The sequence below is a fragment of the Aquibium pacificum genome (assembly GCF_040839445.1).
GTDB lineage: Bacteria > Pseudomonadota > Alphaproteobacteria > Rhizobiales > Rhizobiaceae > Aquibium > Aquibium pacificus.
Window position 1 is genome coordinate 1,011,414 of sequence record NZ_JBDPGJ010000001.1, and the last position, 24,673, is coordinate 1,036,086.

Annotated in this window: 22 protein-coding genes and 1 tRNA gene; 8 read left to right on the top strand and 15 right to left on the bottom strand. The window is 66.8% G+C overall.

Annotation, left to right across the window (positions count from 1 at the left end):
- Positions 1-10: 10 nt before the first annotated feature.
- Positions 11-1,651, bottom strand: coding sequence for a cytochrome-c oxidase, cbb3-type subunit I (gene ccoN, locus ABGN05_RS04915; RefSeq protein WP_367952856.1), 1,641 nt, complete (start codon positions 1,649-1,651; stop codon positions 11-13).
- A gap of 168 nt (positions 1,652-1,819) precedes the next feature.
- On the opposite strand from ccoN, the gene ABGN05_RS04920 reads away from it, so the two are divergent.
- Together ABGN05_RS04920 and ABGN05_RS04925 are read left to right on the top strand one after the other, a co-directional pair.
- On the top strand, positions 1,820-2,335 hold the full coding sequence (locus tag ABGN05_RS04920) for a hemerythrin domain-containing protein (protein WP_367952857.1): 516 nt from the start codon (positions 1,820-1,822) through the stop codon (positions 2,333-2,335).
- Between the two features lie 90 nt (positions 2,336-2,425).
- Positions 2,426-2,827, top strand: a complete 402-nt coding sequence (locus tag ABGN05_RS04925; RefSeq protein WP_367952858.1) for a hypothetical protein — start codon at positions 2,426-2,428, stop codon at positions 2,825-2,827.
- Between the two features lie 22 nt (positions 2,828-2,849).
- Here the strand turns inward: ABGN05_RS04925 and ABGN05_RS04930 are convergent, their stop codons facing one another.
- Complete coding sequence (locus ABGN05_RS04930; protein ID WP_367952859.1) at positions 2,850-3,575, bottom strand: Crp/Fnr family transcriptional regulator; 726 nt, start codon at positions 3,573-3,575, stop codon at positions 2,850-2,852.
- A gap of 148 nt (positions 3,576-3,723) precedes the next feature.
- On the opposite strand from ABGN05_RS04930, the gene hemN reads away from it, so the two are divergent.
- From hemN to ABGN05_RS04945, 3 genes are all read left to right on the top strand, one after another.
- Complete coding sequence (hemN, locus tag ABGN05_RS04935) at positions 3,724-5,073, top strand: oxygen-independent coproporphyrinogen III oxidase (protein ID WP_367952860.1); 1,350 nt, start codon at positions 3,724-3,726, stop codon at positions 5,071-5,073.
- Between the two features lie 86 nt (positions 5,074-5,159).
- Positions 5,160-5,351: a hypothetical protein gene (locus ABGN05_RS04940; protein WP_367952861.1), complete on the top strand. Its 192-nt coding sequence runs from the start codon at positions 5,160-5,162 to the stop codon at positions 5,349-5,351.
- Positions 5,352-5,466: 115 nt separating this feature from the next.
- Positions 5,467-6,336: an SDR family oxidoreductase gene (locus ABGN05_RS04945; RefSeq protein WP_367952862.1), complete on the top strand. Its 870-nt coding sequence runs from the start codon at positions 5,467-5,469 to the stop codon at positions 6,334-6,336.
- A gap of 18 nt (positions 6,337-6,354) precedes the next feature.
- Here ABGN05_RS04945 and ABGN05_RS04950 read toward each other — a convergent pair whose 3' ends face one another.
- Both ABGN05_RS04950 and ABGN05_RS04955 read right to left on the bottom strand, forming a co-directional pair.
- The gene (locus tag ABGN05_RS04950) at positions 6,355-8,481 is read right to left on the bottom strand and encodes a DUF294 nucleotidyltransferase-like domain-containing protein (protein ID WP_367952863.1); all 2,127 of its coding nucleotides are present in this window, start codon (positions 8,479-8,481) and stop codon (positions 6,355-6,357) included.
- 136 nt (positions 8,482-8,617) lie between these two features.
- Positions 8,618-10,486 carry an OmpA family protein gene (locus ABGN05_RS04955; RefSeq protein ID WP_367952864.1) on the bottom strand — a complete coding sequence of 623 codons (1,869 nt, stop codon included), beginning with the start codon at positions 10,484-10,486 and terminating at the stop codon, positions 8,618-8,620.
- A gap of 144 nt (positions 10,487-10,630) precedes the next feature.
- Here ABGN05_RS04955 and ABGN05_RS04960 point away from each other — a divergent pair, with 144 nt between their 5' ends.
- Both ABGN05_RS04960 and ABGN05_RS04965 read left to right on the top strand, forming a co-directional pair.
- Positions 10,631-11,077, top strand: a complete 447-nt coding sequence (locus ABGN05_RS04960) for a YcgN family cysteine cluster protein (protein WP_367952865.1) — start codon at positions 10,631-10,633, stop codon at positions 11,075-11,077.
- Between the two features lie 261 nt (positions 11,078-11,338).
- A complete protein-coding gene (locus ABGN05_RS04965) occupies positions 11,339-11,776 on the top strand; it encodes a hypothetical protein (RefSeq protein ID WP_367952866.1) in 438 nt (145 codons plus the stop codon).
- Positions 11,777-11,836: 60 nt separating this feature from the next.
- Here the strand turns inward: ABGN05_RS04965 and ABGN05_RS04970 are convergent, their stop codons facing one another.
- Complete coding sequence (locus ABGN05_RS04970; protein ID WP_367952867.1) at positions 11,837-12,568, bottom strand: SIMPL domain-containing protein; 732 nt, start codon at positions 12,566-12,568, stop codon at positions 11,837-11,839.
- A 110-nt stretch (positions 12,569-12,678) separates the two neighbouring features.
- On the opposite strand from ABGN05_RS04970, the gene ABGN05_RS04975 reads away from it, so the two are divergent.
- Positions 12,679-12,754 (top strand) — tRNA-Ile (locus ABGN05_RS04975).
- Positions 12,755-12,938: 184 nt separating this feature from the next.
- On the opposite strand, the gene kce is transcribed toward ABGN05_RS04975, so the two are convergent.
- The 10 genes from kce to ABGN05_RS05025 form a co-directional block, all read right to left on the bottom strand.
- Positions 12,939-13,868, bottom strand: a complete 930-nt coding sequence (gene kce / locus ABGN05_RS04980) for a 3,5-dioxohexanoate:acetyl-CoA acetone transferase (protein ID WP_367952868.1) — start codon at positions 13,866-13,868, stop codon at positions 12,939-12,941.
- 4 nt (positions 13,869-13,872) lie between these two features.
- Positions 13,873-14,814, bottom strand: coding sequence for a 3-hydroxyacyl-CoA dehydrogenase (locus ABGN05_RS04985; protein WP_367952869.1), 942 nt, complete (start codon positions 14,812-14,814; stop codon positions 13,873-13,875).
- An 83-nt stretch (positions 14,815-14,897) separates the two neighbouring features.
- On the bottom strand, positions 14,898-15,914 hold the full coding sequence (locus ABGN05_RS04990; RefSeq protein WP_367952870.1) for a branched-chain amino acid ABC transporter permease: 1,017 nt from the start codon (positions 15,912-15,914) through the stop codon (positions 14,898-14,900).
- Positions 15,914-16,798: a branched-chain amino acid ABC transporter permease gene (locus tag ABGN05_RS04995; protein WP_367952871.1), complete on the bottom strand. Its 885-nt coding sequence runs from the start codon at positions 16,796-16,798 to the stop codon at positions 15,914-15,916. The genes ABGN05_RS04990 and ABGN05_RS04995 overlap by 1 nt, the downstream gene beginning before the upstream one ends.
- Positions 16,798-17,523, bottom strand: a complete 726-nt coding sequence (locus ABGN05_RS05000; protein WP_367952872.1) for an ABC transporter ATP-binding protein — start codon at positions 17,521-17,523, stop codon at positions 16,798-16,800. Before ABGN05_RS05000 ends, ABGN05_RS04995 begins: the two co-directional genes overlap by 1 nt.
- The gene (locus ABGN05_RS05005) at positions 17,510-18,229 is read right to left on the bottom strand and encodes an ABC transporter ATP-binding protein (RefSeq protein WP_367952873.1); all 720 of its coding nucleotides are present in this window, start codon (positions 18,227-18,229) and stop codon (positions 17,510-17,512) included. Before ABGN05_RS05005 ends, ABGN05_RS05000 begins: the two co-directional genes overlap by 14 nt.
- Positions 18,230-18,267: 38 nt before the next feature.
- Complete coding sequence (locus ABGN05_RS05010) at positions 18,268-19,443, bottom strand: ABC transporter substrate-binding protein (RefSeq protein ID WP_367952874.1); 1,176 nt, start codon at positions 19,441-19,443, stop codon at positions 18,268-18,270.
- 34 nt (positions 19,444-19,477) lie between these two features.
- The gene (locus ABGN05_RS05015; protein ID WP_367952875.1) at positions 19,478-21,223 is read right to left on the bottom strand and encodes a hydantoinase B/oxoprolinase family protein; all 1,746 of its coding nucleotides are present in this window, start codon (positions 21,221-21,223) and stop codon (positions 19,478-19,480) included.
- A gap of 10 nt (positions 21,224-21,233) precedes the next feature.
- Positions 21,234-23,303: a hydantoinase/oxoprolinase family protein gene (locus ABGN05_RS05020; protein WP_367952876.1), complete on the bottom strand. Its 2,070-nt coding sequence runs from the start codon at positions 23,301-23,303 to the stop codon at positions 21,234-21,236.
- 25 nt (positions 23,304-23,328) lie between these two features.
- The gene (locus tag ABGN05_RS05025) at positions 23,329-24,642 is read right to left on the bottom strand and encodes an aspartate aminotransferase family protein (protein ID WP_367952877.1); all 1,314 of its coding nucleotides are present in this window, start codon (positions 24,640-24,642) and stop codon (positions 23,329-23,331) included.
- Positions 24,643-24,673 lie beyond the last annotated feature (31 nt).

Consider the following 24,673-nt stretch of genomic DNA (forward strand, 5'->3'; position numbering starts at 1 on the left):
GTAAGGTTCCTTATTCGGCGGGCTGCACGGAAGCGGGAGCGAAGCCGCCGATGGGCTCCTCCTGGCGCTGGTAGCCGCGGATGGTCATGAACACGTTCCAGGCCATGACGAGCGCGCCGGCCAGGTAGAGGGCGCCGCCCAGGGCACGGACGACGAAGTAGGGCTTCATCGCGGCGACGGACTCGGCGAAGGAGTAAACCAGGAAGCCCTGATCGTCGTACTCGCGCCACATGAGACCCTGCTGGATGCCCGCGACCCACATGACGGCGGCGTAGATGACGATGCCGATCGTAGCGAGCCAGAAGTGCCAGGTGACGAGGCGCAGCGAGTAGAGCCGCTCGCGGTACCACAGCTTCGGAACAAGGTAGTAGATCGCGCCGAAGGAGATCATGCCGACCCATCCCAGCGCGCCCGAATGCACGTGGCCGATGGTCCAGTCCGTGTAGTGGCTGAGCGAGTTGACCGCCTTGATCGACATCATCGGGCCTTCGAACGTCGACATCCCGTAGAAGGCGATGGCCAGCACCATCATGCGGATGATGGGATCGGTCCTGAGCTTGTCCCAGGCGCCCGACAGCGTCATCAGGCCGTTGATCATGCCGCCCCAGGATGGCATCCACAGCATGATGGAAAACACCATGCCCAGCGTCTGAGCCCAGTCTGGCAAGGCGGTGTAGTGCAGGTGGTGCGGACCGGCCCAGATGTAGAGGAAGATCAGCGCCCAGAAGTGGATGATCGACAGCCGGTAGGAATAGACCGGGCGACCGGCCTGCTTGGGCACGAAATAGTACATCATGCCGAGGAAGCCGGCGGTGAGGAAGAAGCCGACTGCGTTGTGGCCGTACCACCACTGTGTCAGCGCATCCTGCACGCCCGAGAAGGCCGAGTAGCTCTTGATGCCCGTGATCGAAACCGGGATCGCCAGGTTGTTCACCACGTGCAGCATCGCGATGGTCACGATGAAGGACAGGTAGAACCAGTTCGCAACGTAGATGTGGGGTTCCTTGCGCTTGATGATGGTGCCGAGGAACACCGCGAGATAGGCGACCCAGACGATGGTCAGCCAGAGGTCGACGTACCATTCCGGCTCGGCGTACTCGCGGCTCTGGGTGATGCCCAGCAGGTAGCCGGTCGCCGCCATGACGATGAAGAGCTGGTAGCCCCAGAACACGAACCAGGCGAGGTTGCCGCCGAAGAGGCGCGCGCGGGACGTCCGCTGCACGACGTAGAACGACGTCGCGATCAGCGCATTGCCGCCGAAGGCGAAGATGACGGCCGAGGTGTGCAGCGGCCGCATGCGGCCGAAGTTGAACCAAGGTTCGATGTTCAGGTCGGGAAAGGCGAGCTGCAGGGCGACGACCACCCCGACCAGGAAGCCGACCACGCCCCAGAAGACGGTAGCGATGGCGCCGTAGCGCACGACGCCGTCCAGGTAATCGGTGCCGTTCGTCCTGAAGGGGATCGCGGCAGCCTCAGCCGTGGCGCGGGGCGAGAAGGACGTGTTGCGCATGAGCACGGCCGCGCTCACGACGAGGACGACCACGAGCACCCACATGTGTTGCTGGAAAAGGGTGTCGGTCGCAAAGGCCGCACCCAGCAGAGCCAGGAAGGCGAAGAGGCCTATCCCCACGATTTCTGCGCCGTATTTCATCTTTTTCCCCGCTCGCGCTCGTGAAAGTAAGTCCGGCGACTCTTGGTCGCTCGTGCGTCAGCTTTTCGCGCTTCGGCCCCCAGGGCGCTTTGATTCAGGTCAAGAACGGGGCCGGGGAGGTCTGGCACGATTCCTGAATTGGACCGTGCAGCAAGGGAATTCGCACTGGTGAACAAGAGATCGGCGGCGGAAGTATGCGAGCAGCCGGACATCTGTCCGGTCGCTGGCGCATGCGGACGGGAAGGGGCCGTGCCATGCGTGGAAATGAACCTGGCGCACGAGCGGAAGCTCGGCATCTGCGACGCGCTGGAAGCGATCGCGGACGACCTGCCATCGAGCATCGACCGCTTCAGATGCCTCGAAGTCGCCAGTTCGCTGGTGCCGCTGCTTCGCGAATGCCATCGCTATGAGGAAGAGATCGTCTATCCCGCCTTCGAGATCGGCGGCCCGGCCCGCGGCGCGGCAAGCACCGTGAAACGGCTGAGGGCGGAGCATGTCGAGGACGAATGCGCGGCCCAGGACCTCTCCGAGGCTTTGCTGGCGATCGGCCATGGCGAAGCGGTCAGCAATCCGGAAGCGCTCGGCTTCATGCTGCGCGCTTTCTTCGAGGGCGTGCGCCGCCACGTCGCGTTCGAGCAGGAACACGTCCTGCCGCTGATGCACCGGTCCGGGGCGAGCCATTGACAGGCATGGAAGCCGGTTCCGGCTTTCTGGACTTTGCCCGGTAGAGAGCTAGGCTGAGCCGGAACCTTTGGGCGACGGAGCCGTGAATTCGTGAGGATCGCTACGACGACCGCGCTGTCTGCGCTTCTGGCGGCCGTCGCCGCCGGATCGTCCGCCGAGCCGTTCGAACTTCCCGGCGAGTACCGGCCGTCGCCGCAACTCGCGGAGGGACTCTACGTCTGCCGGAACGATCGTACCATCAGCCACTCGCTCGATTTCTCGGCGAACGGAACTTACTCCATGCCTGAACTGTCTGCCGGCGGCGGCAATTTTCGGCTCGGCCCGGACGGGTCGTTCGAATGGCTGTCGGGACCTTTCGCCGCTTCCGAAGGCGACGCCGTGACCATCCGGGGAATGAACGCCAGGCGGGCGGCGGACCGCGAACCGGTCATCGTCCTGCTCTACGACATGCCCGGCGTGGAAAGCCACGACTACTGCTTCCGGGAAGGTTGAGGAGACTCGGGGGATCGCCTGGTCAGATGCCGGACCGCGCTTCCAGGCGGGCCATGTGGTCGATGACCACGTGCCGGTTGTTCTCGATCCTGATGACGCCGTCGGCACGCAGCCGCGTCAGTTGCCGGCTGACCGTCTCGATCGTGAGGCCGAGGAAATCGGCGATGTCGGCACGGGTAAGCGGCAGGTCGAAGCTGGCGCCCGGCCGCGTCCGCGCCGTCGGGTCGATGTTACGGGCGATGAGCAGCAGGAAGCTCGCGACCTTCTCGGCGGCGGTCTTGCGGCCAAGGGTGACCATCCAGTCGCGCGCCTCGTCGAGTTCCTTCAGCGTCTGGGTCAGAAGAAGATGCTCCAGGCCGGGGCTTTCCTTCATCATGCGTTCGATGGTCGCCTTCGGAAAGGAGCACAGAGCGACGTCGGTGGCGGCTTCCGCGTTGATCGCGCTTTCGGCCCTGAAGGGTCGCCCCAGGAAATCAGGGGCGAACTGGAGGCCAACGATCTGCTGGCGTCCGTCCGACAGGGTCTTCGTCAGCTTCACGACCCCGCCGAGCACGTTCGAATAGTGGTCGATCGTCTCCTGGTCCCCCACCAGTTCGGCGCCGGCTTCGATCTTCTGCTTCGAGGACGTCTTGGAGAGGCCGAGCAGCTGATCGGGCGACAGCGCGCCGCATATCCCCCGGTGGCGCGCCTCGCACGCTTCGCAGAGGGCGGGCACGCCCGAGGTATGAATGTCCTGCCTGTCAGCCATCTAACCGCAATCGCCGTTGCGCCCGTGTAGCGGAATTGCTCGCGCCAATCTCGCGCCAGATTGTCTCATCCGGCGCCACATTGACCGAAATCAAGGTTGCGCGGAAGCCCGGCGTGCATCCGGGGAGTATTGCAAGGGAGCCTTTCGGATGCGCCACGAGAACAAGTCACGATTGAACGAAGCCGTGCCGCGCTACACGAGCTACCCGACGGCGCCGCATTTCCACGCCGGCATCACGGCCGACACCGTCCGCGAATGGATCCTCCGGATCGAGCGCGAGGAGCCGATCTCGCTCTATCTCCATGTCCCCTTCTGCGACCGCCTCTGCTGGTTCTGTGCCTGCCATACCAAGCAGACCCGGCAGTACGAACCGGTGGCGAGTTACGTGCGCTCGCTCTGCCGGGAGATCGAGACCGTGTCGGGCCTGATCGGCAACCGGGCACCGGTGCGGGCCATCCATTTCGGCGGCGGTTCGCCGACCATGCTGAAACCCGAGGACATCATGGCGCTGGGCGCAACGGTGCGCGGTTCGTTCCGGCTGGTGGACGAGCCCGAGATCAGCGTGGAGATTGATCCCAACGACATGACGGACGAGCGGCTGGACGCATTCGCCGCGATCGGCATGACGCGGGCCAGCCTCGGGGTGCAGGATTTCGACCCGAAGGTGCAGAAGGCGATCAATCGCGACCAGAGTTTCGAACTCACCGAGCGCGTGGTCGACGGCCTGCGCGCGGGCGGCATCGCCTCCATCAATCTCGACCTGCTCTACGGCCTGCCGCATCAGACCTGCGCGACGCTGGAGCAAACGGTGCGCATGGCGCTCAGCCTCGCGCCCGACCGGATCGCCCTCTTCGGCTATGCCCACGTCCCGTGGTTCAAGAAGCACCAGACCATGATCGCCGACGAATGGCTGCCGCTGCCTGAGGAACGCTATGCCCAATCCATGCTGGCGGCCCGCCTGATCGCCGAAGCCGGCTACGAGGCGATCGGCATCGACCATTTTGCCAGGCCGGAAGACAGTCTCGCGGCGGCGGCGCGGGAAGGGCGGCTCAGGCGGAATTTCCAGGGCTACACCGACGAGCGCTGCGACACCCTCATCGGCCTCGGCGCCTCCTCGATCAGCAGGTTCCGGCAGGGATACGCGCAGAACCAGCCGGCGACCTCGGTCTATCAGCGAACGGTGGACGAGGGCGGCCTGGCGACGGTCAGGGGCATCGAACTCAGCGCGGAAGATCATGCGCGCGCCTGGATCATCGAACGTCTGATGTGCGATTTCGCCTTCGACGGCGAGGAAGCGGCGGTCCGATTCGGACCCGTTGCGCGGCCGCTCATCGCCGAAGCGGCGCTGCTCTCGACCACCGGACGGCATCCATGGCTCGTTCGGCGCGGCGACGTCTTCGTCGTGCCGGAAGAACACAGGCCTCTCGTGCGGACCGTGGCCGCCCGGTTCGACAGCTACCTGAAGCAGGGCGAGGCACGGCACTCCGCGGCGGTGTGAACATTTTCCGCCATTTTTGACCGCGCGCAAAGTAGACAGGCGATCGCCACGATAGGTTGCGCCCCATCGAGTTGCAGGAGATGCACATGGGAGTCAGCAGCGTGAACGAGGCCGTCGCGGAAGTGGGGACGGAGGAGGTCGGATCCTACGACATCTGGAGGGCGCAAAAGGATCTGGAGCGCCTCGCCTTCGGCTTCCGGTCGAGATCGGCCGAATTGCCGACCGAGTTGCAGCGCCTCAAGGATTTTCTCCAGCGGCTGTCCAAGACGGGCTGTTGAAGGCTCTTGTCCTGCCGTTGACGTCCGCGCCATCCACCGCGACCTTCGGCACAGGCTTGCTTCCCGCCCCACGGCGCGCGAGGATCGGCCAACTCGAACGACGGGGGAGGTCGCGATGTCGCTGCAGGGCAAGACGCTTTTCATTTCGGGAGGCTCGCGCGGAATAGGCCTCGCCATCGCTTTGCGTGCCGCGCGCGACGGGGCCAACGTGACGATCGCCGCCAAGACGGCGGAGCCGCACCCGAAGCTGCCCGGCACGATCCACTCGGCCGCCGCCGAGATCGAGGCGGCCGGCGGCAAGGCGCTGCCGGTCCTTTGCGACATCCGCAACGAGGAGATGGTCGCCGAGGCGGTGAACGCCACCGTCGAGGCGTTCGGCGGGATCGATATCTGCGTCAACAATGCCAGCGCGATCCAGCTGACGGGGACGCTCCAGACCGATATGAAGCGCTTCGACCTGATGCATCAGATCAACACGCGGGGTACCTTCCTCGTCTCCAAGACCTGCATTCCGCATCTGAAGAAGGCGCAGAACCCGCACATCGTCAATCTCGCGCCGCCGCTCGACATGCAGGCGAAATGGTTCAGGAATCACGTCGCCTACACGATGGCGAAGTTCGGCATGTCCATCTGCACGCTCGGCATGAGCGCGGAATTCGCCCGCGACGGGATCGCGGTGAACTCGCTGTGGCCGCTGACGGCTATCGATACAGCCGCCGTCCGCAATCTGCTCGGCGGCGAGGCGGTGGCCGGGATGAGCCGCTCGCCGCAGGTGATGGCGGATGCCTTCCATGCGGTCGTCACGCGCCCCTCGCGTGAGTGCACGGGCAACTTCTTCATTGACGAACTGGTCCTGCGGGAGGCCGGCGTGACCGACTTCTCCGTATACGCTCCGGGCGCGAAGGGTCCGCTGGCCGCCGATTTCTTCGTTCCCGACGAGGTGTTCGAAAAGACCGACACGAAGGTCGCCGGAACGTTTTCCTGAGGCTTCTCGCCGACGACGTCAGGCGAACATTAGGCTGCGCAGCAGATCGGGGATGATCTGCAGGGCTTTCAGCGCGGCCTTCAGCTCCGCCTGATCCGGGCGCGACAGCGCGCCTGTTTCGACGCGGTTGGAAACGGCGATGCCGGCCAAAAGGTCGCGGCTCTGCTGCGCGAGCATCGCCTTGAGGATGGTGCCATGCGCGGCGACCAGCCGGTCGAAGTCGCTTTCGCTGCCGATCCCCAGGCCGCCCAGGGCTTCGAGACGCTCCCGCGTCGATCGAACCCGCAGGTCGTGCCGGATCGCCAGGGCGCGGGAGAAGGCGACGAGCGGAAACAACCCGTGCTTCTTAAGGTCGACGCGCCCCTCTTCGGTGCGGAAGCCGCCGAGCAGCGTGAAAGGCCCGGCACCCATCGAGATGCGTTCGCCGAGCAGCTTGGCGAAGACCGGATTGCCGCTACCCATGGCATAGGCGTGATCGAACAGCGTATTCGCCAGGGCGAACTCGCCCCAGACCGGCCTGAGGTCGAAGAAGATGTCGACGTTGAGCAGGTCCTCGGGACGGGAGCGCTGAACCCAGTCCGAGATGCGACCGAGCCAGAGCGCTGACGAGCCGCGCCAGGCGGCGTTCCTCGCCATGACGCCGCCGGTGCAATAGGGAACGCCGGCGGCATTCAGGATCGCCGCGATCTTCTCGCCGAAGGATCCGAACCAGCGGTCCTCCAGTCCGTCGGGATCGCCTTCGGCAAAGACGATCGCATTGTCCTGGTCGGCCGCGAGCAGGCTTTCGCCGCGGCCCCCGGAGCCCAGCACCATCACACAATAGGGGCAGGGCGGACCACCCAGGCCTTCCGACGCCATCTCGGCCTCCGCCAGCTGCGCGGCACGGCGGGTGACGATGCGCAGTTCCTCGCTGACGATCTCGGCGATGTTGCGGGCTTCGATGTGTTCGCCGATCAGGGCTTCGGCGACCGCGGGCAGGGTCGACCATGCCGAGGCGAGTTCCTTCGCGTCGGCCGCCGCGTCGATCTCGTCGTCGAGGCTGATCGCGGCGCCGGCGCGCAACCTCAGCAGGTCGCGGGCCGAGATCACGCCGGCAAGCCTGTCGTGCTCGTCGCGGACCGCAAGGTGGCGGATCCTGAGCCGGTCCATCCGTCCGATCGCCCGGTAGACGAAAGCGGCGCCGCGGATGCTGGCGAGCGGACGCGTCGCGTACGTGCCAACCGGATCGGCGAAGGCAGCCTCTCCCCTCGCAGCGATGCGGCGCATCATGTCGCGCTCCGTCGCGATCCCGTAGGCACTCACCGGTTCGCCTGTGTCGCCCGTGTCCGAGACGAAGACCGAACTGATCCGCCGCTCGACCATGAGCGAGATCACGTCGCGTGTGGTCGCCGACGCAGGCACCACGACCGGCGGCGCGCTCATCACGTCCGCGACGCGGTGCCTGTAGGCGTAGGGGTCGATCGAACCGAAGGCCCTCGGTCCTGCGAGCGCGTCGGGCCGGGTCACCGGCTCGGCCCAGCCTGCGCGATGGTGCGTCTCCAGCTGGCCCGTGAGCGCCAGGCACGCGCGCTCCGCCTCGGCAAGCGTGCGGATGCCCCTTTTCTCGAGATGCGGCAGGAGCGCCACGAAGATGTCGGCCGCCGCCTTCGCGTCTCCCGGCGCCTGATGCCGCCCCTCGATGGCGATGCCGAGCCAGCTGGCGGTCATGTCGAGCGACTGGTCGGGTAGGTTCGGATTGGCGATCGACGCCAGCATGCGCACGCACAGCGTACGCGGCTTTTTCCAGGGGATGCCTGCGCTGCGCGCCTCACGCTCCAGGATGGCGAGGTCGAAGCCGATGGAGAAGCCGACGAGCACCCTGCCGCAGGCGAAGGCGCCGAAGCGCGCCCAGGCCTCCCGGAACTCCGGCGCGTTGCGCGTCATGGCATTGGTGATGCCGTGGATGGCCGTGGACGCTCCGGGGATGCCGATCTTCGGATCGACGAGGGTCTCGAAACTCTCCTGCGCCCGGACGCGTCCACCGGAAATGGCGACTGCCGCGATCTGGACCAGCGACGCCCTGGCCGTGTCGAGCCCGGTCGTCTCGGTATCGACCGCCAACGCGTCGAGCACGGCAAGCGGCGTTGCTCCGCTGGTAATCTTCATGCGGCACCTCCCCGAAGGGGTGATTACCACGTCCCGGCGCTTCCTTGTTGATCCTGATCATGGAGGAAGGCAACGCGTAGAAAATCGCCCGGCGGATTTCTCCGCCGGGCGATTTTACAGAGTCGTATCTGCGGGTCTACTGGGCGCTCGCGACCGGGGTCACCAGCGGCGTGATGCGCCGGATCGCGACGCGACGGTTCTCACGCGACGGACCGTCGGTTGCGATCTTCAGGTACCGTTCGCCGTAGCCCTGGGTGACGAGGTTCTCCGGCGGGATGTCGTAGTACTGCGTCAGAACGTTGGCGACGCCTTCGGCACGGGCATCCGACAGGGCGAGGTTCGAAACGTCCGACCCCACGGCGTCCGTGTGTCCCTCGATCAGGAACGTTTCTGCCGGGTTCTCCTCCAGCATCCGCTGGATGGCCGACGCGATACCCTCGAGTTCGTCGACTTCACTCGGATCGACCTGCGCCGACCCGGTCGGGAACGTGATCGTATCGAGATCGACCCGCCGTACCGTATCGCGCAGCCTCGCCGACCGCTTGACGTCGTCGACGGAATAGAGCTGACGCGCCCTTTCCACCGGCGGCTGGTCAAGGAACTGGTAGTACCGGTCCGGATCTTCGACCTGGCCCGCGTCCAGAATGTACTCGCGATAGGGAATACGCAGACGGAGCGGCGGCAGGTCCCGGCCCGGATCGCGCCATTCGCGCTGGCGGTCGTAATCGCGCTCGTCCACATAAGTGAGGATGACCTCGCGACCGTCCGGCATCACCCGGGAACGGCGGATCACATCGCCGAAGCGGTTGCGCACCGTCACGATCTGCACGCCGTTCGGCCGGACGATCGTCTCGCGAACGCGACCGCGCGGCAGTTCCTCGTAGTAGATGTCCTCCGCATTGCGTTCCAGGCGCCCACGGTCGGGACCGCGCACGAACGTCTCGCCGCCGAGCTGGTAGATTATGCGCTCGCCGATCTCGCGCAGCACGTCGGCACCTTCGGGGCGCTCGTCGCGTTCGCGCCGATACTCCTCGCGGTCGATGCGACGGCCCTCCGTGGCTGTGATCGATTCGATGTCGCGCGGGGAGATTTCCGGCGTCTGGGCGTCCTGGTCCGAGGTCGGGGGCGGAACGTCTTCTGTTTCAGGGACGTCGACTTCGGGCACCGGCTGATCGCCGTCCGCCACGCCGGGCTGCTTGGCGCTGTCCAGGATCGGCGCGGCGTTTTCCGGCATGACGTCGGACTGGTCGCCGGGAGGCGGCGACGGCTGGTCCGAGGGAGCCGGAGCGGCCTCGGGAGCAGGCGGGGTTCCCTTCGGGACCGGTTGCACGGGCGCATCTCCTGCCGGCGCGGGCTGCTGCTGCGGCGCGGGGGCGTCGGCGGCGGGCTGGTCGGCTCCGCCGTTGGGGGCTGGGGTGGCACCATCCCGGGGCGCCGCGTCCGCGGGTGGAGGTTCGACGGCCGGCGCGCCGGCGGCAGGCTTGTCGGTCTGCGCGGGCTGCTCCGCTTCAGGCGCCGGGTCCTGCGGCTGAGGCCGTGGCTCGGGCGCCTCCATGGCAGGTGCGTCCTGCGGGGCGGCATCCCCCTTTGGTGCCGGTTCAGGCGGGATTTCGGCCTGCGGTGCTTCCTTGGGAGCGGGTTCCGGAGCAGCCTGTGGCGCGGCCTCGGGTTCGGGATTGGCCTGTGGCGCGGCCTGGGGCTCGGGAGCCGGCTGCGGTTCGGCTGCCTGCTCGGGCTGGGGCTCGGGCGCGGGTTCGGCGGCGTTCGGTGCCGGAGCCGGCTCTTGCGCCGTTGGCTGTGGAGCCGGAGCGGGCTGATCGCCCGCCGGAGCCGGCTGGTCGCCTTCCTTCAGCGGGACCTCCTCCGCGGGAGGAGCGTCGTTCTGCGCCAGCAGGATGTTCTCCGGCGCGACGGTGCCGGCCTGGCGCTCGTCGGCAAAGACGGGCGCCGACGCCATCAGCACGCCAAGTGCTGTGCCGGCGACGATGCGTGCATGAAGTTTCATGAAAATGTTTCCTCTCGAGAGTAAGCCCTTCGCGGCACAAACCCTGCTGGATCAGGATGGTTCCTTTATGTCCGCATCTCGGCCGCCGCGATTTTCCCCGCGCGGGTGCTTGACCTTGGTGCTATGCGACGCGACATGCGCGCGATGGAAAGACCATTCTGGAAAGCCAAGGACCTCGACGAAATGTCGAAGGCCGAATGGGAATCGCTCTGCGACGGCTGCGGCAAGTGCTGCCTGGCCAAGCTGGAGGACGAGGACACCGGCGAGATCCACTGGACGAGCGTCGGTTGCCGGCTGTTCGACGCCCACCTGTGCCGTTGCGCGGACTATCCCAACCGGCTTTCGCGCGTTTCAGACTGCGTCAAGCTGACGCCCCAAAATGTCAGGACCATCTCCTGGCTGCCGTCGACCTGCGCCTACCGCCTCGTCGCCGAGGGCAGGGACCTGCCCAACTGGCACCCCCTGCTTTCCGGGCGACCCGAAAGCGTCCACGAGGCCGGCATCTCGATGCGCGGCCGCATCACGGCGCTGGAGCAGCATCTCGAGGAGCCCGAGGACTATTTCGACCATATGCTGGATGAGGAACCGTGAGGAGGCTGGCGGTCTCCGTCTCGCGCGCGGACCGGACGGTGCCGTCACGGTTCTCCCCCGTTTCTTCTGCCACCCACGGCCTACTCGTTTTGCCGGTTTACGGGATTTCCCCCTCCGTCAGCCGTCGGCGCTCCTCCGATCCCTTCCCGCCATCTTCATGAATGGCTACTGAACGGTCCGTTCGATCCCGGTTCACACGACGCGTGGCATTGCCGGGTTCCGCTGAAGCGGCAATCAGACAGTCGAGATCGGAGAAGCGAAATGATGTTGAAGATGAAGAAGATCGTGTCGATTGCGCTGGCCACGGCAATCGGCACCGGCGCGTTTGCGGCCAACGCCGGCTCCGCGATGGCGGCCGGCAGCGTCCCGGCACCCACCGTGGAGGTCCAGTTCGGACCCGGCGGCCACCTCGGCGACATGCGGCGGGACCATTCCCCGCGCCCGGAGATACGCGAGCATCGCTTCCGTCGCGACGAGCCACGCCGGGGCCACTATCCCCGCCATGGCTATCGCAAGGGGTTCACGCCGCGCGTCTGCACGAACGGCGAGGCGGTCGCCAAGGTCCGTTCGCTCGGCGTCAACCGTGCGCACGTCGTCTGGGCGAACCATCGCGCGGTCAAAGTGAACGGCCGCAAGTTCGGGCGTCACGTCAGCGTGACGGTGGGCCGCGCGCCGTTCTGCCCCGTCATCCGCTTCTGAGGCACAACCTGTCGACCGGGACGTCGCCGCTCTGCCGGCGGCGTTCGTCCGTTTGCGGCCTCACTTCCGGCCCTTGATCCCGAAGGTCATTTCGACCTCGACGCGGTAGGCGTTCTCTCCGGGCTCGAGGGGCACGGATTCGCGCATGTCGGCGGCCGCCTTGGCCATGAATGGCTGCGGCGGCTGCAGCGAGCCGGTCCGCTCGGCGATCCGGGCGACCGCCCCGAGCTGGACGCCGGCGGCCTCGGCGAGCGTACGGGCCTTCTCGACCGCATCGGCGACCGCCTTCTTGCGTGCTTCCGATAGAGCCCCGGAGGGATCCTCGTTGACGAAGCTGATGCCGCCGCCTTGGTTGACGCCGAGCGAGACCGACCGGTCGAGGATGGCGCCGGCCTTCGAAATGTCGCGCACGCGCACCGTCAGCGTGTTGGTCACCTGGTAGCCGACGAGTTGGGCCGTCTGGCCGCCCTGGTCGTCGCGCGGATATTCGTAGCGGGGATTGATCTGGATGCCGGCCGTCTGCAGGTCGCGGTCCTCGATGCCGGCCTCCTTTAGCGCCTGGGTCACGGCCGTCATCGCCTCGTTGTTGGCCTGCATGGCCGCCTGCGCGGTTTCGGCCTCGCGCATCACGCCGAATGTGAGGATGGCGGTGTCGGGGCGCATCGCATGCTCGCCTTCGCCGGTCACGATGATGTGCGGACGTCGCCACCCCGCCGCGTCCTGCGCCAGTGCCGGAAGCGAAACCGCGGCAAGTGCTGCAGCGAGGAAGAGCGACGAGGCGGTGCGAACCATGGCATTGTCTCCGTTGGAAAAATCTCCCCCGCCGATTATGCCGCGATTGTGCGTTGTTTTGGGCGCGGCGCTTGTGCGAGGCCGAAAAAGCCACTAATCCACGCCCCGTGGGGCCTGTAGCTCAATGGTTAGAGCCGGCGGCTCATAACCGCTTGGTTGGGGGTTCGAGTCCCTCCGGGCCCACCACCTAATACCCGTCCTGACGCGACAAACTGTGCCGCCGCATGCCACGAGTATACGTCAGGCAGTCGTCCGGGGAAGATGCGGTCACAACGCATAGGCGGCTGACAAGGAACCACAATTCCGATTCCCGTGCCATTTGTGGTGGTGCAGCGACACCACTTCCCCGACGGCGCTATCGATTGCGGAACTAGAAGCCGACCTTGTCGCCTCCCTTGAGGCTCAGCATCGCCCGCGCGTCGGCCGGCGTGGCGATTTCCATTCCCACTTCCTCGATGATCCGCCTGATCTTGGCGACCTGTTCGGCATTCGAGCGGGCGAGCTTGCCGCGGCCGATGTAGAGGGAGTCCTCGAGACCAACCCGGACGTTTCCGCCCAATAGTGCGGTCATCGTCAGGAAGCCCATCTGGGCCTTGCCGATGCCGAACGAGGACAAGCGGTAGTCCGATCCGAAGAGCCTGTCCGCCGTCTGCTTGAAGAACATCAGGTTGTCGAGTTCGGCGCCCATGCCGCCCGCGATGCCGAAGACGCCCTGGATGAAGAAGGGAGGCTCGACCAGACCGCGGTCGACGAACTGCTTCAGATTGTAGAGATGGCCGAGATCGTAGCATTCGAACTCGAAGCGGGTGCCGTAGGCCTGGCCGACCTCGACCATGATGCGCTCGATCATGTCGAAGCTGTTGGGATAGATCGTGCTCCAGGAATTCTCGACGTAGGACTTCTCCCAGTCGAACTTCCAGTCCGTGTACTTGCGCGCCAGCTGGGCGACGGAGAAGTTCATGGAGCCCATGTTGAGACTGGTGACCTCCGGCTTGGCGCGATGGGCCGGCGCGAGGCGCTCGTCGAGCGTCATGCCGAGCCCGCCGCCCGTCGTCAGGTTCAGCACTGCGTCCGTCGACTGCTTGATGCGCGGAAGGAACTGCATGAACAGGTCCGGATCCTGCCGCGGCCGTCCGGTCTCGGGATCGCGCGCGTGCAGGTGGATGATCGCGGCGCCGGCTTCCGCCGCCTCGATCGCGGAGGCCGCGATCTCCTGCGGCGTGATCGGCAGGTGCGGCGACATAGTCGGCGTGTGGATGCCTCCGGTGATGGCACAGGTGATGATGACTTTGTCCGTCATGGGATCAGTTCCCTCCCGCTGGTGACTCGAGTTCGTTCTTCAGAGACATCAGGCGCATCAGCGCCCGGTCGCGCCAGCGCATCCTTTCGCCCACGGCCGCGCGGGGAGTTTCCCGCCGCCGGCTGTCTTCGATCGTCTGCAAGGCGTGGTCCTGCCACGCTTCCCCGACATGCAGGTCGCGCCCCATCGCCTGGTAGAGATGGCCGTAGCGGGCGGCGTAGTCGAGGAAGCCGTCGGGCGCGTTCAGGTCCATGGTCTCGAAGGGGCCCATGAGGGCCCAGCGCAACCCGAGACTGTGTTTCATCACCGCGTCGAGATCCGCGGGGTCGATAACGCCGCGGGCGACGAGCCCGACGGCTTCGTTCACCACCGCGGTCTGCAGGCGGTTCATGACGAAGCCTTCGATCTCCTTGCGCACCACGACCGGCACCTGGCCGATCGATGCGAGCACGCCGCATACCTCCACTACGAAGGCATCGGCGTGCCAGGGCGAGGGCGCGACTTCCACGACCGGCATGAGGTGGGGCGGATTTGCCGGATGGGCTACGATGCAGCGGTCGCGGCCCGGGATTTCGGAAAGGAACCGGCTTCCGACGATCGAACTGGAGGAGCTTCCGATGGGCACCCCGTCGGGCGCATGCCGGTCGAGAAGTCCGAACACGCCGCGTTTGATGTCCGCGTCTTCGGGAACGCTTTCCTGCACGTAGTCCGTGTCCTGCAGGGCTTCGGCGAGCCTGTCTGCGGCGCGGACGCGCGAAGCCGCCGCGTCCGGATTGGCGACGAGACCCACTGCGGCCATGTCGCCCAGCGCCGTTTTCACCGAAGACAGCGCCGAGACCGCCGCGCCGGGTTCGCGATCCCAGAGGCTGACGTCCCAGCCGGCCCGGGCAAAGGCTATTGCCCATCCGCGACCGATCAGTCCCGTCCCGATGATCCCTGCACGCATGATCCCGAGTCCCTTCTGATATCGCAGTTAAGCGCCACACGCGTCTGACGTCAATCTGATATCGCAGTAATACTGCACGCTTTTCAGGCCTGTGTTTGCCGTGGCGGAAGGTTTGGCAGTCTCAGTTCACGATTTCCGGTGATGCCCTTCGGCCGCAGCATGAGGACGATGAGCATGATGATCGCTAGGCCGACCTCGCGCAGGCCGGGCATCGCCGGGACCGTCAGCCCGACGACCGTGAACCCGCCGGCCACGGTGCGGAGCATCTCGCCCAGGAACGCGATCACGATGGCGCCGATCACGGCACCCGAAAGGCTGTGCTGGCCACCGATGACGAGCATCGCAAGGGTGAGGAAGGTCAGTTCCAGGTAGAACTGGCTGACGGAGAGTATGCCGATCGCGTGGCCTTGCAGGACGCCGCTGGCTCCCACGACCGCCGCCGACAGGACGAAGGCGGCGAGCCGCAACCGGCGGACCGCGATGCCCGACGCGAGCGCGGCCGCCTCGTCCTCGCGCGAGGCCCGCAGCATCAGGCCGGCCCGCGAACCGGCGAACACGCTCGCCACCAGCAGCGAGGCGAGCACGACGGCCGTGGCGATGGGCAGGTTCACCGCGAGCGGCAGGCCGATCAGCGAGGCCGTGCCCTTGGTCAGACCGGTCGCATGCGACATGGTCGTGTTGACGATGGCAAGGAACGCCAGCGTCGCGATGCTGGCGCCGATGCCGGCCAGCCGCACGACGGCGACGCCGAAGACGGCGGCCACGATCGCGGCGAGCAGCATCCCCGTGGCCATGCCGCCCCAGAGCCCCAGGTCGGTCGACAGCACGAAGGCCGGAAGGTCGGGCAGGAACACCTTCTTGGTGATCACGGGGATGGTGAACCACGCCGCCGCATAGGCCGCGATCCCGGCGAAAGCCGCATGCCCGAACGAAAGGATGCCGGTGTTCGACACGAAGATGGAGAGCCCGATCACGAAGGCCAGCTTGACCATCATGTCGATCGCGAAGCGCGCCGTCGCGGCCGAACCCAGATAGCCGGGCAGCGTCGCCAGCAGGATCATGCCCGCGAGGAGGAGATATGTCTGCACCCGGCCGGACATCAGACGCGCTCTCGCGCGGAGGCGGGACGGAAGAGCCCCTGCGGCCGCAGCACGAGGACCATGATGACCGCCAGGTAGACGAAGGCCTCGCGGAAGGGCCGCAGGTCGGTGGGGAGCAGCACCTGCAGGAACACCGTCACCATGCCGACGGCCAGGCCGCCGAGGACTGCGCCCGGGAGGCTGCCCATGCCGCCGACCACGGTCGCCACGAAGCCGATCAGCGCCAGGTGCAGCCCGAGGCGGGGCTCCACCACCCCCGTCTGGGCGACGTAGAGTACCGCCGCCGAGGAGGCCAGGATGCCGCTGAGGCCGAACGCCACCGCGATGACCCGGTTGGCCCGGATGCCGAGCAGCCGCGCCATCTGGAAGTCCACCGCGGCCGCCCGCATCTCCACGCCGATCCGCGTCTTCCTCAGGAAGGCGCCCGTGGCCAGGAGCAGGAAGATCGTCACCCCGATCGTGACGATCTGGATCATGGGCACGCGGATGTCGCCGATCATGAGCGGCTGCGAAAGCGAAGGCAGGATGTTCAATCCCATCGGGCGGGCTCCGAAGATCAGGACCAGGGTGTTCTGCAGGAGGTAGCTTAGCGCGAAGCTGGTGATCAGGAGGGTCGAGGGATTGGCCCCGCGCACGGGACGGAAGGCCAGCCGCTCGGACAGCAGCGCCAGCAGCAGCGCGCCGCCCGCGGCGAAGAACAGCGCGACGGGAAAGCCCAGCCCGATCGCCAGCACGAGGATATAGACGGTCACGGTGATGAACTCGGCATGGGCGAAGTTGATCAGCCGCATGATACCGAAGATCAACCCGATCCCCAGCGCCGTGAGCGCGTAGATCGAGCCGATGCTCATGGCGTCGATCAGGGCCTGGACGATCCAGCTCATCAGGCATGCCCCTCGCCGGAGAGGTAGGCGTTCTCCAGTCGCGCGTCGCCGAGCAGTTCAGAGGCTGGACCCTCCAGCCGCACCGCTCCGCCGGAGAGCACGATCACGCGATCGGCGACGGAGCCGATCCGCATCGGGTTCTGCTCGACCAGGAGGATGCTGAGCCCGCCGGCGCGCAACTCCCGCAGCACGTCGTAGACGCGGTCGACCAGAAGCGGGGCGAGACCGAGCGACGGCTCGTCGAGGATCAGGAGGCGCGGGCGCGACAAAAGTGCGCGCGCGATGGCGAGCTGCTGCTGCTCGCCACCGGAAAGCCGGGTCGCCATGCCGTTGCGGCGCTCGGCGAGGATGGGGAACATTGCGTGGATTTCCGTCAAAGCCCTGTTTCGCGCCGCCCGGTCGCCGAGCCGCCGCGACATCCCCAGGAGCAGGTTCTCGTGCACGGTCAGTCCGTCGAAGATGCGCCGTCCCTCCGGCACCAGCGCGATGCCCATCAGGGCGACGTCCTCGGTGCGAAGACCGCCGATCGGCTGCCCGTCGAGCCGCAGGGTGCCCGAGGCAGCGGGCAGGGCGCCGGCGATGGCGAGCGTGAGCGTGGTCTTGCCGGCGCCGTTCGGCCCCACGACCGCAAGCGTCTCCCCTTCGTCGAGTGAAAGCGACACGTCCCGCAGTGCCGGGACCGGACCGTAGCTCACCCAGATGCGGTCCAGTTCAAGCAGTGCCATGCGGCACCCCGCCGAGATAGGCCGCCCGCACCCTTGGGTCGGCGCGCACGGCCGCGGGAGCTCCGGTGGCTATGACGCGGCCGACGTCCAGGACGACCAGCCGCGGACAGACGGACATGACGAGATCCATGTTGTGCTCGACCAGCAGCAGCCCGATCCCCCTGCGTTCGACGAGTTCCTTCATCGCGGCGCCCAGCTGTTCGGCCTCCTGCGGCGACATTCCCGCCGCTGGCTCGTCCAGCAGCAGGAAGCCCGGCTCCAGGGCAAGCGCGCGGGCGATCGCCAGTTTCCTCTGGTCGGAATAGCTCAGCGTCGAGGCCTTCCTTTCGAAGTCGCCCGACAGCCCGACCGCCGCGAGGAGCTCCTCGACGGTATCCGCCCGACTCCCCAGGACGGCCGCGACCGCCGCCACGTTCTCGGCGATGGTAAGTTCCCCGAAAAGCCGAACGCCCTGGAACGTCCTCACCACGCCCGCCCGTGCGACGAGGTGAGGGGACAGTCTCAGAAGTTCCCGGTCGCCCAGCCAGACGCCGCCGGTTGTCGGGCGCTGGAAGCCCGAAATGACGTTGATGAGCGTGCTCTTGCCTGCGCCGTTCGCGCCGATCAGGCCGACGATTTCGCCGGGCCTGATCTCGAGCGAGACGTCCTGGAGGGCAACGACGCCCCCGAACCGGACCCCGATGTCTTCGGCACGAAGCGTTGTCACCGTCGGCGTCCGGTTCCTGTCGTTTGCGCCCCTTGCCCTCAGAAGGTGATCTCGGGCGTCTTCTCGGCGTCGAACACGCCGATCGCCGAGGCCTTCCCGCCGTCGATCTTGATGATCGTCATCGGCCGGTTGTTGTTGATGTGCAGGTCGCTCGTGAACGACGTCTTCCCGACCAGCAGGTCCTCGCCGGAGAAGGCGTCCAGTTTTGCGCGCACGGCGTCCGCTTCGAACGAGCCGGCTGCCTCGACCGCCCGCGCCCAGGCTTCGATCACCCCGTAGCCGGTGAGCGCGTGGCCCGTCACCGGTGCCTCCCCGTAGGATGTCGTGAACTTCGCGACGAAATCGTTGATGCGGGGATTGGGGTCGTCGCCGTGGATGCTGCCGTATGTGAGGTTGTAGAATTCGCTCAGGTCCGGAACAGCCTCCAGCCAATAGGTGCCGTCCATGGATTCCCCGGTGATCATCGGCAGGCCGATACCCGCCGCCCGGATCTGGCGAACGTAGGAGCCGCCGTTGATCGCGCCGCAGAACATGATCACGTCGGATTTCGCCTCGGCATCCTTCATGCGGCTGACCTGGGCGGCGATGACGGTGTCGTTGCCGGCATTGTACTCGTCATACCCGGAGACGCCTTCGCCGCCGGCGAGTTCGCGCCAGCGCTTCTCGAAGTTCGAGCACAGCGACTTGTTGTACTCCACCTGAAGGTCGTTGAGGATGTAGACGTTCCGCTTGCCCAGCGTGTTCCAGGCGAACTCCGCCAGGATGGCGCCCTGGTGGTTCGTGGCCGTCGCCATCGTATACGCGTTCGGACCGATGCCCTGCACGCCGAACTTGGCGTCGGCGGCGCAGGACGAGAAAGCGATCTTGTTCTGCGACTGGGCGACAAGCGCGGCGGGCGCGCCGAAATCGAAGTCGCAGGTGACCATGACGAGCTCGGCGTTCTTGGACAGGACGTCCGTGGCCGCCGTGGCGCCCTGTGCCGGATCGGACGCGGTGTCGGCCGAGACCTCGACGATCTTGCGCCCGAGCAGCCCGCCCTTCGCGTTGATGTCCTCGATCGCGAGCTTGGCGGCCTTGTAGGGACCGTCGTCGTAAGGGGCGACGAAGCCCGACAGCGCGATGGCGAAGCCGACAGTCACGTCCTCCTGCGCGGCGGCAGCAAGCGGCATCGCCGCGATCAGTGTAGTCAGTAAGAAGCGAGTTCCCGTTTTCATCTGATGGTTCTCCTTCACCAGTTTCCAGTCGTGCTCATGCGGCCGCGCGAAGCCGCGCGGTTTCTTCAGGTTCGATCGAACCGTCCTCTCCCAACGCTACGCCGTAGACGGCGCGCGCACGTTCGGCCGTGATGCGGCCCAGCCGGACATCACGGGCGACCTTCTCCGCCGGGCGGGACTTCGGGTCCCCGTAGCCTCCGCCGCCGGCCGAGATGGACAGGACAAGCTGGCGGTCAGCCACGTCGACCTGCGCGCAGGACGGCAAGGGTTCGCGGCTGCCGTTCTCCTCGATCAGATACTGGTTGGCCGGGCCGCCTTTCCCGCCGCCACGCGTGCCCAGGGCGGCGTTGACGACGCCGTCGCTGACGTAGCCGACGGAGATCGCGCAGCCGACGGGCCCGAACTCGACCGCGATCGAGGGCGCTCCGACATGTTCGCCGGCTCCCTCCGTGTCCGGCAGAAGCCTGCGGGAGGCGACGTAGAGCGGCTGGCGCAACTCGTCGAGCTCGACCGAATCGAGGTTGCACATGCCGGCGTTGCCGACGTGGCCGATGGTCAGCCAGGCATCGGCGCTGGGGCTGCCCGCGCCGCCGGTCATGCCCAGGAACACCTGGTTGATGAAGGGCTTCCCGTCGCGGGGGTGGATACCGGAGATCACCGCCACCGAGGGCGGGATGACGGCGCCGCATTCCGCCATTCCCTTGCCTTCCGCGATCTCCGCGATGGCGCACTGGACCGGGTTCGCGACGCGGTCCGCCACGTTGGTGGTGGCCACCGAGCAGGAGGTCGGATGGCGGGGCACCCCGACCACGCAGTTGTCCCGAAGGCGCAGGTCGATGCGGCGGAAGCTCCCGGCGTTCTTCGGCACGGTATGATCGATGGAATTGAAGATGCCGACCATGGCGGCCGTGCGCGTGCAGGCTTCCGACAGGTTGAGGCCGCAGGGGAGGCAATCCATGTTCTCGGTCAGGTCGACCGAAATGCGCGCGGCTTCGGCGTCGATGCCGACATGCACCGTGACCGGGATGCCGTCCTCCGGCGTGCCGGGGAACGGATCGTGCCGGCTGACGCGGGTCGCGCGGCCGCTCGGCAGTGCACGCACCGCCTCAATCATGCGCTTTTCGGAATAGTCGAGCCATTCGCGGCTGAAGGCTTCGAGCGCGTCCCAGCCGACTTCGGCCGCCATCGCCCTGATTTCCTGCTCGCCGATGCGCGCGGCCCCGAGTGCCGCCAGGAAATCGCCCCACCACTGGTCCGGGACGCGAATGCGCATGCGGCACATGCGGACGAAATCCTGGTTGGTGCGGTAGTTCTCCTGCACCCGCACCGACGGGAAGATCAGCGCGCCTTCCTCGTAAACGTCGCGCGCTGCGCCGTGATAGGTGGTGGGGATCGAGTTGCCGATGTCGGCCTGGTGGGCCTTCGCCAGCACCGTGAACCGGTGGCGCCCCTCGTCGTCGACGATCGGCACCAGGATCGTGTGATCGGCCGCGTGGCTGCAGCCGTGGTAGGGCGAATTGTTGATGAAGGCGTCCCCGGCTTTGAGGTCGGGGCAGTATTCCTTCATGATCCTGGCCATGATGTCCGGTCCGGACAGCACGTGGATGGGCAGGCCCTCGTTGGCGACCAGGAGTTCCGCGTCGGCGGTCACGATGCAGCAGGAGAAGTCGCGTGCGATGTTGAGCACGCCGGAACGCCCGGTCCTGAGCAGCGTGTTCGCCATCTTGCGGGCGACGCCTTCGAAGCGGTTGTTCAACAGTGCAAGTGTCACGAGATCCATGGTCGCCTCCTCACTGCTGGCCGACGTCGATGACGAGACTTCCTGACGGCCGCCTTTCGGCGCTCGCGCCCGGGTCGACGATGACGGTCGTGTAGTCGTTCTCCACGATGGCCGGACCATCGATCCTTTCGCCCGCCTTCAATGCCTCGAAGCGGTAAACGGCGGTTTCCGCCCACCCGATGCCCGCGAACCAGGCGTTGCGGACCCATTTTTCCTTGATGCCGGCCGGCGAGGCGAGACGCAGGTCCTTCCTTTCGGACAACCGGCATGTGACCGATGCCGTCCAGCCGACAACCTCGATGAAGGAGCCTTCGTCGCGGAACGAGAACAGCATCTCGTGCGTGCGGTGGAAATCCTCGACGAACTCCGACAGCGCGCCGGCGTTGGCGATCTTGCCGTCGCGCAGCGGCACCTCGATCTCCCAGACCTCGGTCGCGTAGCGCGCGTCGGCCTTGAAGGTGATCGTGGTCTCGAGCGCGCCGGCCCCCGGCCCGGCGGCGAAGTCCTGTGCCTTCCGCGCCAGCGCGGCCAGCGTCGCGTTGACCGCGTCGTGGTCGAAACTGTCGGTATGGGCGACCTGCGCGGCATGGTACTCCGCCTTCAGTTCCGACATCAGCGCGCCTGCCGCCGAAAGGGCAGGACCGGTCTCGGGAATGATCAGCGTCCGGCAGCCGAGGCGTCGCGCGATCCGCACCGAGTTGAGACCAGCCGCACCGCCGCCGCCGATGAGCACCGCGTTGCGCGGGTCGATCCCCTGCTTGACGGTGATGTCCAGGATGGCCTGCACCATGTTCTCGGTCGCGATGGTCAGGATCGCGTCCGCGGCCTCGGCGACCGGGAGCTTGCCTGGCCCGGCGACGTCACGCTCGACCGCCTCGCGGGCCGCGTCCGGGTCGAGCGTCATCGCGCCGCCGAGGAAGTATGCCGGATCGATGTGGCCGAGAACGACGGCCGCGTCGGTCACCGTGGCATGCGTGCCCCCGCGGCCGTAGGCGGCGGGACCCGGGACGGCGCCGGCGCTCGCCGGGCCGACCCGCAGCAGGCCGCCGCTGTCGATCGAGGCGATAGATCCGCCGCCGGCACCCACGCTCTTGACGTCCACCCACGGGAATCCGAGCATGATGCCGCGATATTGCGGTCCGATCCATGTTTCGCGCGTGGTCGGGATGTTGCCTTTGCGCACGATCGACACATCGTAGGTTGTGCCGCCGGTATCCGCGATGATCGCGTCCTCGGCCGAACTGTCGATGGCGGCGTAATGACGGCCGGCGATCGGCGCCATGGATGGGCCGGAGTTCACGATATGGATCGGTGCCTGCGCGGCATCCGCGGCGTCGATGACGCCCGCTTGGGAGGTGACGATCAGCACCCGGCCGCCGAAGCCCGCCTCGCGCAACCGCCTTTCCAGGTCGCTCATGTAGCGGGCGATCATCGGCTTCAGCGACGCGTCGACCGCCGCGGAGGACGCGCGGCGGAACTCCCGGACGGCCGGGTTGAGCTTGTGCGACAGCGTGAACGGGACGCCCGGAAGGTGCTCGGCGAGGAGTTCGCCGATCCGCAGTTCGTGTGCGGGGTTGACTATGGACCACAGGAGGCACACCGCGACCGCCTCGACCGCATTTTCCTTCAGTCGTTCGATCTGTTCCAGCACGGCCTTTTCGTCCAGCGCCAGGCGGACCGACCCGTCGGCCATCACCCGCTCGGGAACCTCGAAGGTCAGGCTTCGCGGGATGTACGGTTCCGGGAACTCGTGCGTGAAATTGAACGTCTCGGCACGGCCGCCCTCGCGAAGCACCAGGATGTCGCCATGTCCCGATGTGGTGAGCAGCGCGGTTCGGGCGGTCCTGCCGGTGATGATCGCGTTGATGGCATGGGTCGTGCCGTGCAGCAGCGTGTTGCCGCCGGCGAGAAAATCCGGGAGAGACCGGCCGGCCGCCTCCGCTGCCACCGTCAGCGCGTCGAGCATGCCGGCAACCGGATCGTGCGGGGTCGTCGCGGCCTTGTAGAGACGGCAGAGACCGCTGTCGTCCTCGACGACCAGATCCGTGAACGTGCCTCCCGTATCAACCGCAAATCGCATGTCGCCCCCGTAGCCCGATGCCTCGTCAGTCTTTTCCCAGAAGTGCCGCCCAGCGTGGCGCGCGCCGCGTCACCGCGGCGACCAGCGCGTCGCATTCCGCGTCCCCGATCGGCAGGCTGAGCGCCATTAGCCCGCGCCGGGCGGTGTAGAAGCCGTCTTCCAGCAGGTCGAAAAAGACGAGGTCACGCATCCGCTGGTCGGCTCCGGCGAGGTCGCCCGGTCGTTTCGGCTCGGTCCCCAGCGGGTGGATGTTCATCAGCGAGCCGATCCCCGAGACCACCAGGTCGGCGCCGGCTTCGGACAGAACCGCGTTGATCCGCCGCCGCAGCGCCTCGCCCCGGGCGTTGAGTTCAAGAATGGCGGAGGGCGTCAGCCGCTTGGTCAGTCCGGCAAGGCCCGCGGCCATGGTGAGAACGTTGTTGTTGAAGGTGCCGGCATGCGGAAGCGAGCCGGATCGCGAAGGATCGAAGTGGGACATGATCTCGGCGCGGCCCCCGAAGGCGCCGAAGGACATGCCGCCGCCGATGTACTTGCCGAGCGTGGTGAGGTCAGGCCGTATCCCCAGTTCGGACTGCAGCCCGCCCGGGCCGAGCCGGGACGTCATCACCTCGTCGAAGACGAGCAGGGCGCCGACCGCCTCGGTCTCCTCGCGCAGCATCCGGAGGAAGGCGGGGTCGCCCGGAATGCAGCCGCCGCTGCCCATCATCGGTTCGACGATCACGCAGGCGAGGTCGGGACCGGCGTCCCGGATCGCCTGACGCGTCGCCTCGACATCGTTGAAACGGGAGAAAACATAGTCGTGCGGCACGTTGACCGGGACCTCGGAGGCGGGAAACGTCAGGGTACCGCCGTGATACGCGCCCTCGAACACCATCACCTTGCCGCGCCCGGTCGCGTGCTTGGCGAGAGCCAGAGCCAGCACGTTCGCCTCGGTGCCCGAATTCGTGAAGCGCAGCAGTTCCATCGACGGGAAGCGGTCCTTTATCGCCTCGGCGAACGCCGCTTCCTGTGGCCCGTGGCTTCCGAGGTTCACGCCGTTGGCGACCGCCTGGCCGATGGCCTCCGCGATCACGGGATCGGAATGTCCGAAGAGACCCGCCGTGAACTCGCCGAGGAAATCGACATAGGTGTGGCCATCCGCGTCCTTGAGGCGGCAGCCGGTGCCCGAGATCATCGTGAGCGGGAAGGGGGTGTAGTAGAGCACGGTGCGCGTATTGCCGCCCGGCATCAGCTGCCGCGCCCTTTCGTGGCGCGCATGGCTCTCGGGATTGGCCGCGCGATAAGCCTCGACCGCATCCGCGAGCGCCGCCGACAATGCGTTGTGACCCTGCATCGTCATCGCGCCGACCTCGGACCTGCGACCGGCCAAC